The organism is Paracoccus salsus (assembly GCF_021556615.1).
Classification (GTDB): Bacteria; Pseudomonadota; Alphaproteobacteria; order Rhodobacterales; family Rhodobacteraceae; genus Paracoccus; species Paracoccus salsus.
Genome location: NZ_JAKGGD010000010.1, coordinates 1 through 10,920, shown reverse-complemented (window position 1 = coordinate 10,920; position 10,920 = coordinate 1). Strand labels below are relative to the sequence as shown.

Annotated in this window: 8 protein-coding genes; 4 read left to right on the top strand and 4 right to left on the bottom strand. The window is 64.8% G+C overall.

Annotation, left to right across the window (positions count from 1 at the left end):
- Positions 1-79: 79 nt before the first annotated feature.
- Positions 80-970 (bottom strand): UTP--glucose-1-phosphate uridylyltransferase, encoded by an 891-nt coding sequence (locus L1965_RS15100; RefSeq protein WP_235757270.1) that lies wholly within the window; start codon positions 968-970, stop codon positions 80-82.
- Between the two features lie 251 nt (positions 971-1,221).
- Between L1965_RS15100 and L1965_RS15095 the strand changes: the two genes are divergently transcribed.
- Entirely contained in the window at positions 1,222-1,578 is a 357-nt protein-coding gene (locus tag L1965_RS15095) for a hypothetical protein (protein ID WP_235757269.1), read from the top strand.
- Positions 1,579-2,011: 433 nt separating this feature from the next.
- On the opposite strand, the gene L1965_RS15090 is transcribed toward L1965_RS15095, so the two are convergent.
- The 3 genes from L1965_RS15090 to L1965_RS15080 form a co-directional block, all read right to left on the bottom strand.
- On the bottom strand, positions 2,012-2,296 hold the full coding sequence (locus tag L1965_RS15090) for a hypothetical protein (protein WP_235757268.1): 285 nt from the start codon (positions 2,294-2,296) through the stop codon (positions 2,012-2,014).
- 39 nt (positions 2,297-2,335) lie between these two features.
- Positions 2,336-3,475: an extracellular catalytic domain type 1 short-chain-length polyhydroxyalkanoate depolymerase gene (locus L1965_RS15085; protein WP_235757267.1), complete on the bottom strand. Its 1,140-nt coding sequence runs from the start codon at positions 3,473-3,475 to the stop codon at positions 2,336-2,338.
- 168 nt (positions 3,476-3,643) lie between these two features.
- Positions 3,644-7,966 (bottom strand): chemotaxis protein CheB, encoded by a 4,323-nt coding sequence (locus tag L1965_RS15080; RefSeq protein WP_235757266.1) that lies wholly within the window; start codon positions 7,964-7,966, stop codon positions 3,644-3,646.
- A gap of 876 nt (positions 7,967-8,842) precedes the next feature.
- Between L1965_RS15080 and L1965_RS15075 the strand changes: the two genes are divergently transcribed.
- The 3 genes from L1965_RS15075 to L1965_RS15065 all read left to right on the top strand — a co-directional run bounded on the left by L1965_RS15075 (position 8,843) and on the right by L1965_RS15065 (position 10,380).
- Positions 8,843-9,067, top strand: coding sequence for a hypothetical protein (locus tag L1965_RS15075; protein ID WP_235757265.1), 225 nt, complete (start codon positions 8,843-8,845; stop codon positions 9,065-9,067).
- A gap of 95 nt (positions 9,068-9,162) precedes the next feature.
- Positions 9,163-9,654, top strand: a complete 492-nt coding sequence (locus tag L1965_RS15070; RefSeq protein WP_235757264.1) for a YciE/YciF ferroxidase family protein — start codon at positions 9,163-9,165, stop codon at positions 9,652-9,654.
- A 171-nt stretch (positions 9,655-9,825) separates the two neighbouring features.
- The gene (locus tag L1965_RS15065) at positions 9,826-10,380 is read left to right on the top strand and encodes a sigma-70 family RNA polymerase sigma factor (protein ID WP_235757263.1); all 555 of its coding nucleotides are present in this window, start codon (positions 9,826-9,828) and stop codon (positions 10,378-10,380) included.
- Positions 10,381-10,920 lie beyond the last annotated feature (540 nt).

Genomic DNA, 10,920 nt, shown 5'->3' with positions numbered 1-10,920 from the left:
CGGCGCGCGGCTCCTGCGGGTACAACGGCCGAAATGTCTAAGCGTTCCCTAAAAAGAAACCGACGGATGCGCGGCGGGATTACATCCGGGCAACCGGTGTGCGCGCTGCCATCGACAGGCCGGACATGTCCAGCCCTGCCGCACGGGCCTTCACCGCGCGTTGCCGCGCCATGGCCGCGTCCAGCAGTCCGTCATGGGTGCCGCAATCATAGCGTATTCCGCTGAAACGGAAAGCGCTGAGTGGGACATGCGCGGCATCGCGGGCGATCGCGTCGGTCAACTGGATTTCGCCGCCCGAGCCGTGCGTGACGTGCTTGAGCGTGTCCAGAATGCACGGATCGAGAATGTAGCGCCCCACGGCGGCCAACCGCGAGGGCGCCTGCCCGGGACCGGGCTTTTCCACCATGCCGGACACCGGAACACTGCGACTGATCGAAAGGCCGGCGACCCGGAATATCCCATATTTGTGCGTCTCGTCCGGGCAGACTTCCATGGCGGCGATCATGTGACCCCTGGAATACTGGCCCGCCATCTCCGAGAGGCAGGGCGTACCGAGGATCAGATCGTCGGGCAGGATCACGCCGAACGGGCCCGGCAGGGTCAACGCTTCGGCGCAGAGGATCGCATGGCCGAGGCCGAGCGGCTGAGCCTGGTCGACAAACATGATCTCGATCCACTCCGGCACCTCAATTTCGGCCAGCGCGTCGCCTAGCGCCGCCTTGCCGCTGGCCCGCAAATCCGAAACGTAGGCCCGGTCGGGCGCCAGATAGTCGCGGATCGCCCCCTTGTCGGGATGGATCACCACGACGATCCGTTCGACACCGAGGTCGATCGCCTCGTCGACCGCGAACTGAAGAGCGGGACGGTCATAGACGTTCAGCAACTCCTTGGGGATCGTCTTGGTCGCGGGCAACAGCCGCGTGCCCCGTCCGGCGGCCGGAATGATCACCGACCTGATAGGTTGTGCCATGGTTCGCGATCCCTTGTGCGAAGTGCTAAGACACGATCAACGCGGCAGCGAGACAAGCGTTCCGCACCCTGCCCGCACCCTGCGCGACCGGGACGCTGCAAAAATCACAGAACCGTGCAGCAGCGGGGAAATCGGAACGGATCGTGCGATCGGGCGTTTCCGTGGTGTCGGGTGAGCAAGAGATCGGCTGTCGATCTGGCTCTCGCCCTAGGAGAAATCCCCTATGTTGAAGCTACTTTCAACCACCTCTGGTGATGTCGCTAGCCCTGTCCACCATGACGCTGGCGCAAACGCAGGCCCCTGCCACCAATCCGGAAGGTCAGCAGCAGAACGCCGAAACGCCCCGGTTCCTGAACCAGCGCAGCCCATCCGACCTCTTCGCGTCCGCGTTCGTGGGTCACGCCCGCTGTGCGCGGCATACCCAAGGTGACACGGCAATGTCGGGTGATGGCAAGACCATGTCCGGCACGCAGCCCGTGGCGATGATGAACAGATCCGACCTCGGACCCTTGGACAATATCGGCCAGATCGATGAAATCGCGCTCTCAAGCGACGGACAGGTCCGCGCGCTTGTGGTGGGTGTCGGCGGGCTCTTCGGGCGAGCATGATGTCGCCCTCACGATGGATCAGGTCACCTTCGCCTCTGATGCCGCCGACCGCGACGCGGATGTAGAACGTCGTGACGACCGGAACGGTCTCGCTGCGAAGCGCGCCGTCCTTTGCTTTGATCGTAGGTCGATCTGCGGCGACGGCACGCAGCGCACCAACGCCACCGGCCCGCACCTGCCGGAGTATCGGGGCCGGAGTATCAGGGCCGGAGTATCCAGGGCACGAACTGATATCCCGATGCGTATTCGGTTTGTGTGGCGGACACGACTTCAGCCATGACGAAATCCGGACAGGGTCACCCGATCCTTCAGGTCAACGTGGGGCCAGATAGCGCGTCGTGATGCGGCATCTCGCCTTGAGCTGTTCCTTGGTCCTGTCCAGGTGGACGCGCAGATCGAAACCGTCGGTCTGGCGCAGGACGCTGATCTGGCGCTACGGGATCAGCACCGAATGGGCGCCCATCACGAGAGCGCCCCCGACATCGATCACGGCGTCGGTGATCTTGTTGTGGCTGCCGACCTTCAGGGAACCGCTCGACCCGATGGTCTCGTCGTCGCGGCCATAGACGGTCGTGCTTTCGACATCGGCGGTCGTCAGGTCGCAGGCTTGCGCTCGGTTGTTGCCGGTGGCCTGCGGGGTATGAGCGGGCCCCGGATTCGTCGCCGGTCGGCGCTCTGCATCTTCCCAAGCCAGATCCGCTTCGAAAGGGAAGCCCATCTTGAAAGAACGCAAAAACTCGCGTGTCGCGTCCCGGGGTCAGGCGGGACTGGCCAGAAAGAACCGGATCATCTGTGCGGAGGCATCAGGCCCCTTGGTGTCGACATGGGACCCGCCCGCGCGCCCGCCAGACCAGGCGTGACCCGAGTCCTCGATCATCCAGGCCTCGACCTGCGTGGCCCCGTCGGATCCGGCATAGTCGCTGCGGGCGTAATCGCGCCCGCCAGCCGAGCGGGTGCTGATCCGGGTCGGCACCGCATCGTCCCCGAGGGCCGCTACGAGGATCATCGCCGCGTTCGAGCGATGAACCGTGCTGTCGTCCGCGCCTTGAAAGATGATCCATCGGACCGGTTGTGCCGGCACGGCAAGGACTGGCGCAAGACCACCTGAGGCGCCGCTGCGCATCGCCAGTATGGCCGATATGGCATTGCCCACCGCCCCGCGGGCCATCCCGGAATGGATTCCCGCCGCCGAAAAGACGTCCGGATAGACATCCGCGAGGATCGCCGCCATCGCGCCACCAGAGGACAGCCCCGCCACGAACACGGCGTCGCGGCCAAGGCCGAACTCTTGCATCAACTCGCGCGCGAGCGAGGCGAGGATGGCCGGCTCACCTGCGCCGCGGGTCTGATGCGCGGGATTGAACCAGTTCCAGCACGACGCCGCGTTACCACGCCGCGTCTGCTCCGGATAGGCGATGGCCAGACCGTGTTTCTCGGCCAGCGCGTTCATGTGGGTGCCGGCGGCAAAATCGTCCGGGGTCTGATTGCAGGCGTGCAGCATCATGATCAGACCATTGGGCCGCGTCGGCTGGCTGGCTGGCAGGTACAGCCTGTAGCTGCGCGACCCGGCGGCGCAGCGATGGGTGCGCTCGAGATACTGCGCCCCGCGCGGCATCCGCGGCGCGGGGCCGGACGCGGCGTTGTTCGTCGCCTCCTGCGTAAGCGCCTTCGCCTGCCGCAACTCGGTTACCACGGCGCCCAGCCTGCGGCCGGTCCTGGGGGCTGCGGCTTTGCGCAGCTTGTCCGTCGTTGGCGTGAACGCGGCGAAAGGGGCAAGCGCCGAGGCGAAGATCAGGTCGATGATCGCATGCTGCAAGGATGGGGTGGACCTGGGCACCTCTGCCGGGTGCATCGTGGGCTTGCCCGGGCTGAGTGTGGCGGCGGAGGTGTGTGTCATGAGAGGTATTCCTGTAATGCGGGGACGGCCCAAGCCACCCGAACGGGATGCCAGGCTCTGCTCCATGCCCTACTGAACGCAGCCTGCAGGTTTCCGTTCCGATCAAAGCAGGCCGGCATGGCATATGCCGCAAGCGAACCGCATCGCCGGGTTGTGCCGGCGCTTGCCTCACATGTTCTGCACGTCTCCCAGAAGCGCAAGCCGGACGAGATCCGGCAGCGACGACGCGCCGGTCTTGCGCATCACCGCCGCGCGGTGGTTTTCGACCGTGCGCTGGTTGATCCCCAGATCGGCGGCGATGATCTTGTTGGGCGCGCCCTCCAGCACCTTCGTCAGAACTTCGCGCTCGCGCCGTGTGAGATCCGCGAACCTCTTGCGCGCGACCTTTCGCGAAGCCCCCGGCGCATGGCCGTCCTGCCCCGATGCGATCGCCTGCCGCACGCTGGCCAGCAGTTGCGCGGCACTGGCCGGCTTTTCGATCAGGTCCGTCGCGCCCGCCTTCATCGCGGCCACGGCGACCGCCGCATCGCCATGGCCGGTCAGCATGACGGTGGGCAGCCGCGTCTCGTCGTCCCGCATCCGGTCGATCAGTGCCACGCCGTCCATGCCGGGCAAGAGGTTGTCGACCAGCAGACAGGCGGGCGGCTCGGGGCGCGGCGCAGCGAGAAAGCTTTCGGCCGAGGGATAGGTGACCACCCACCAGCCCTCGGCCTCGAAGAGGCGGCGCATGGCTTCGCAGATGATCGGGTCGTCGTCGATGACATGCACGGTGGTGCTGGCGGCGTCGGCGCGCCGGGCGGCCCTGGTCCGTTCGGTGCTGGCCTTCTTCATGAGGTCCGCGATCAGCGCCAGAAGCACCTCGGGCATCACCGGCTTGGCGACCTGGTGGCAGGGCGAGGCGGCGATGTGCTTCATGGTGTCGCTGGTGATGTCGCCGGTCAGGATGATGGTGGGCACAGCCTCGCCCAGCACGTCCGGCAGATCCTGCGCCAGCTTCAGCCCGGACGCACCGCCGCGCAGCTCGAAATCCGTCAGCAACAGATCGGGCCGTGCCACGTCGCCGCTGGCCCAGGCCAGCGCGTCCTTCGCATCGGCCTTGGCGATTACGGTGTGCCCCTCCTGGCGCAGGACATTCGCCAGCAGGTCGCGCAGCGGTTCTTCATCTTCGACCAGAAGGATCGTTCCGGCCAAGCGGGCCGCGCCGATCACATCGGGGCCTGGTTGCGGCGGGGGCAGGCCCTCGGGGGCCGGATCGACCATCGGCAGCGTGATGGAGAAGGACGATCCCTCGCCGGGCGTCGAGCGCAGCGTGATCGGATGCTCCATCAGCTCGGCCAGCCGCTGCACGATCGACAGCCCCAGCCCCAGCCCACCAGCCGAGAGCGCAGCAGCCTTTTCCCCCTGCCGATAGGCGTCGAAGATCTGCACCGTTTCCGCCTCGGTCACGCCGATGCCGGTGTCGCAGACCACGACATGCAACTCCTCGCCGCGCCGGCGACAGCCCATCAGGATTCCCCCTTTCGGCGTGTATTTCATCGCGTTCGACAAGAGGTTGCGCAGCATCTGTTCCAGAAGTTGCAGATCGGTGCACACCCAGGCGCTGCACGGCACGGACCGCAACCGCAACCCCTTCAGATCGCACAGCGGGCCGAACTCGACGGCAAGGCGCTGCATCAGCGGGCCGATCGCCACGGGCCGTATGTCCGGCCGGACGATGCCCGACTCGATCCTGTTCACATCCAGCATCGAATCCAGCATCCGCGTCATGGAGTTCAGCGTCTGATCGAGAAGCGCGGCCAGCCGCACTCCTTCGGTCGATGGCCTGTTCCGGGCCAGAAGATTGTGCAGTAGCGCCATCGATTGCAATGGCTGGCGCAGATCATGGCTGGCGGCGGCCAGAAAGCGCGACTTGGCCCGGGTCGCCCGGTCGGCCTCGTCCATCGCGGCCAGCAGCGCCGCGTTGATGCGCTTGCGTTCGGTGATGTCGACATAGGTGATCACCACGCCTTCCACCCGGTCGCCCTCGGCCCGGTAGGGTTGGGCACGGCGCAGGAACCACAGCCCGCCGGCCCCCTCGATTTCGCACTCCCTCGGGTCCGAGGACGTGATCACGGCCCGGGCGTCTGCCTCGAGTTCGGCGTCCGAGACCACGGATGCAAGATCGGCAAGCGGGCGGCCGACATCAGTCGGGATGACGCGGAAGATCGCGCGGGCCGCGGGCGTGAAGAAGCGGATGTTGAGTTCGAGATCCAGAAACAGCGTGGCGACATCGGTGCTGAAGAGAACGTTTTGCAGGTCGTTGGCGGTGGTGCGGTGCCGCTCGAGCGTCTCTTGCAACTGGCTGTTGAGCGCGGTCAGCTCTTCGTTCAGCGATTGAAGTTCCTCTTTCGAGGCCAGCAGCTCCTCGTTGGTGGACTGGAACTCCTCGTTCAGCGCCAGCGCTTCGGCGGCGTCGGCGCCATGCGTCTCGACCTCTCGTTCCAGATCGCGCAGCGCATCGCGAAGGTCGCGGCGCGTGGCCTCCAGATCGGCCTCCAGATTGCCGGTGCGGCGGTCCTCGGCGGTGCCGTCATCGGTGTCGGCGCGCGCTGCGGCCGGGCGCGGGGTGTCGATGAAACAGGCCAGCACCAGCGGCTCGGCCCCGGCCAGGACCGAGTGCAGGGCAATGTCATAACCGGTGGCGCCAAGGATGCGCCCGCCCGATACGGTCACCATGGGGTTTTCCGGGCCGCATGTCGCCGCCGCCGCCCGCACGCGGGCGCGCAGGACCTTCGGCAGCATGCCGATGATGCTGGGGTCAGGGTGGCCCTGGGTGATCGTGAGGTATTTCTCGGTGGGGCCCAGAAGGTACAGAACCTCCAGCCGGGTGTTCAGCAGCACGGCGGCAGGCGCGTAGTGTTCCAGCACGATGCGGCGGCACAGATCGGCCAGCGCACTGCGCCGGATCGGGCCGAGGGCGTCCGACGCCGGCGCGACCTCGCGCTTGCCGATACCGAAATGCAGATCGGTCGGGTGGCTTTTGCCGACCCGGCGCCAAAGCCGCGCCGCCTTGTCCTCGACGGCAAAGCAGGTGTCGCTCGCCCCCGGCATTTCCGCCGCCCCCAAAAGCAGCAGACCGCCCGGGCGCAACGCAAAGCAGCAGCGCGCGATCGCGCGTTTCTGTGCCTCTGGCCCAAGATATATCAGCAAGTTGCGGCACGACACCAGGTCGATCCTGGAAAACGGCGGGTCCGACAACAGGTCGGCGACAGTGAACACGATCACGTCGCGCAGGGCCGAGGTGACCCGCCAACCGGTTTCTTGGGTCACGAAGAACCGTTCCAGACGCTCGGACGACACGGCGGCCTCGATCTCGGTCGGATAGAACCCGGCCCGTGCCGTCGCGATCGCCTCGGGGTCGACGTCGGAGGCCAGGATCTGCAGCCGCGCGGTGCTTCCTGCCGCCTCCATCTGCTCGATGCAGATCATCGCGAGGCTGTAGGCCTCTTCGCCGGTGCTGCACCCGGCGATCCAGATCCTGAGCGGCCGATCGTCGGACAGGTCCGCGAGCAGATCGGGAATGGCCTTCGCGGCCAGATGCTCGAACACGGCAGGATCGCGGAAGAAGCTGGTGACGTGGATCAGCAGGTCGGATGCGATCCTGGTGCGTTCTTCGGGATCGGATTTCACCATGTCGAGGTATCGCCGGGTGTCCTCGGGCGCGAGGCCGACCGACGCCATCCGGCGCGCGATGCGGCGTTCCAGCGTTCCGCGCTTGTAAAGCGAAAGATCCTGCTCGGCATGTTTCCCCAGATACGCCAACAGATCGTCATAACGGGCCGTGCCTTGCCCCGGCATCCGCAGGTCTGCCTCGTCGTCGGCGCCGCCCTGGCGCGACGCTGTGTCAAAAGCGGGCAGCGACCCGGCCTTGGCCGAGCGGGCAAATCGTTCGATCGCGCCGACCATCTCGTCGGTGCGCAGAACTTCGGCGACGACACCGGTCGCGATGGCGCTTTCGGGCATGCCGGAATAGCCGGCCTCCTTCGGGTCCTGCGCGATCACGAGGCCACCGGCGGCCTCGATCCCGGCGATGCCCACGCTGCCGTCGGTGCCGGTGCCCGACAACACGATGGCCGCCGAGGACGCGCCCGCATCGCGCGCCAGCGAGCGCAACAGGGCATCGAAGGGCAGCCGCACCCCCTTGCCGCCATCCGGTTCCGCCAGATGGATCACGCGCTGTGCAACGGTCAGGAACACACCGGGCGGGATCACATGCAGATACCCCGGCCTCAGCGCCATGCCTTCGGAGGCCTGCACGACCTTGAGTCGCGTGTGGCGGCTCAGCAGGTCGACCATCATGCTGTCATGGGTCGGATCGAGGTGCAGGATCAGGATGAACGCGGCCGGCACATCGCCGGGCATGTCGTCAAGCAACGCGCGGCACGCCTCCAGCCCGCCGGCGGAGGCCCCGATGGCGATGACCGGCAGATGTGTCTGTGGTTCACCGTCCATCAGGTTCGGGTCCTTCAGTTACAACTATCGGCCGACGACGCGCTTCGGATCAGGGTCTGCGGAGCACGGTCGCCGCAAGGTCGGTGCATTTATGGAAGTTTGTCAACATGGTTGTGCGCGTCAGGCGATGGGACTTGGTCTGAGCACGCCAGAACCATCCCCGACGCGCCTGTCAGCGCAAAATGAGTAGATTCCGATCCTATCGTCGCCGGTCCGGAAACCGTTACGTGAAACGCGAAGGACGAAAAGTCCCTTCAGACTGTGCTTTAACGAGTGGGAGGTTGGCGTTTCAAAACCTCCAGAATGGCTGGGCGGCCTGTTGATTCCTGCGGCGAGGTCAGACGAGCTGGTATCCCTACGGCTTGGTATGACGCAAGTCAGGATCCGGCCGCCCGGTCCATTCGCACGATCGAACAAATCCGGAAGGTGATGCGGCAATCACTTGCAGATCACCTTTCGGAAACCAGCACCGATGCGCGTTGCGCAGCGGCAGGGCAGACATGTTTCGTTGAAAAGGAAAACCCATGAACAAGATCATTTATATTGTCGGTGCAGTCGTGATCGTCATCGCAGTGCTCAGCTTTATCGGCCTCGGCTGATCTGGCACCCAATTCAGGAAATCTTCGATGCCGCCTGAAAACACAGCGCCAAACCCCTATCCCGTCGACACGGTGCAGTCGCCCAATGTGAACGGGTCGGACGTCGATTGGCCGGTCATTTTCGCGGGCGGCATCCGTTCACTTGCGATCTTGTTCCTGATTTCGCCTCGCTTCGCAGAGCGCCGATACAGGTGGTGATCATCATCGCGCTGCTTCCCAGGCGAAACCATTTCTGTCCCAAACCTCAGAGTCACTTGTTCGAGTAACGGACGTCGAGATGTCAAAGGAAAACAAAGCAGATCTGTTCATACCCCGGATTCCCGAAGCCCTTGAAATCGAACGCGTAATTCGAAAGCACGGATTCTCCTTTCGATCCAGGGCCTATGCCAAACGATACGGGCAGATTTTCCTGTCGGGTCGCAAATACACCCCCGGCTCAAACCGATCACAGGATTGCGTGCAGATGATGTCGGACACGCCGCTGGAGCAGCGTTTCGGCTGACGGAAAATAGAGATCGTATCCGATCTATACCCCTCTGCCTTTTCGTCGCGCTTACCACGAAAAGGCAGGCCCACCCTGTCACAGGAGCTGCCCCCATGACCATTCAAACCCTTGACGACCTGTTCCTTCATACCCTGAAGGACGTGCTCTACGCCGAACGCCAGATCCTGAAGGCGCTGCCGAAAATGGAGCGCAAGGCGACCGATGCCAAGCTGAAGGCGGCCCTGTCGTCGCACAAGGACGAAACCGAAGACCATGTCACGCGGCTGGAAGAGGTGTTCGAGATCCTCGGCAAGCCCGCGCGTGGCGCGAAATGCGATGCCATGGTCGGCCTGGTCGAAGAGGCCGAGGGCCTGATGGCCGAGATCGACGACGCAGAGACCATGGATGCGGCGCTCATCTCGCTTGCACAGGCGGTCGAGCACTACGAGATCGCCCGCTACGGAACGCTCGTGGCCTGGGCCAAGCAGCTCGGTCACTCCGACGCAGCCGCGCTGTTGAAAGAAACGCTGGATCAGGAATATGGCGCCGACAAGGCGCTGACGAAGCTGGCCGAGAAACGTCTGAATGCCGAAGCCGCCACCTGACCCGACGCTGTGACGGACACTCCCCTACATGGGTCGCCCATATGGGCGACCAGGCACATCTCGTCGGTCCGACCGATCGACATCTTCCATTCAACTCCGACCGCTCAGGCGTCCAGCCGCGGCGCGGCGCCGCTGCGGCGTGTCGGTGCTTACCCAAAAGGTGAGAAGTTCATGATCGATCACCATCCCTTCCACGAGCTTTTGCCGCAGCAGGTCGCAGCCCTGCGGCGCCGCGCGCTGAAGCTGACGTCGAACGAACATCGGGCGCAGGATCTGGTTCAGGCAACGCTTCTGAAGGCCTGGGCCAGTCGCGACAGCTACAGTCCCGGGACCAATCTGCGCGCCTGGCTGTTCACCATCATGCGCAACACGTTCTTCTCGGACCTTCGGAAACTCCGTCGTGAGGTGGAGGACGTCGATGGTGTCTGCGCGCAGGCGCTTTACGAGGAGCCGCGGCAAGATCATGCGCTGGCCCTCAAGGAGCTGATCGCAGCCATCGCCGCCCTACCCAGTCCTCAGCGCAAGCCGCTTGTGCTGATGGGAGCCTATGGGTTTTCACAGCTGGAAGCGGCCGAGGCCTGCGGCTGCACCGTCGGCACGATCAAGAGTCGCGTCAGCCGGAGCAGGGCCACACTCAGCCAGTTCATGGCGCATGACGAGGTGGCGAATGGAAGAGGTGGCCGCGGAAATTCGGACAGTCGGGACAAGTTGCTCTTCCGCGCATGAGCCAGCCGTCGTCGCCACTCGTCGCTTGACGTGAAGACAGCCGGTCAGGCCGGCTTCACCCAGACGATGCCCGAGGCGGTGGCGGTGGAACCGAGGCTCTAACCCGACGAGGTGAGACGTAGCACAGCTTTGCCGCCGAGTGCGGCAAAGCCGTCGAGGTGACGCTGACGCCCGTCGCCCGGGCCGGATCATGGTCCCTCCGACCTGCGGCACTGGCGGCAGCGTTCGCAGTCGATTTGTCAGCAAGCCGATTTTGCGTTAACTTTTCTTGATGGATTTTTTCAGCATCGCTGACAGCGCCTCGGATGAACGCCGTTGACATCCCTGCGCCCGATCACAAACCGGTTGCGTCGGATCACAGGCGCTCAGATGCCGGATCTGACGGACCTTGCCTGCGAACGCTGGCAGGTGGCCCCCGCCGAACGCGTCGAAGTGCCACCGGCCATCCGGCTGCCTGATCAGGCAGAGCGCATCATCCGCACCGAATTCGCGCCTTTGGACGCCGTGCTGAGATCATTCAGGGGCAATCCTGCCGAGCAG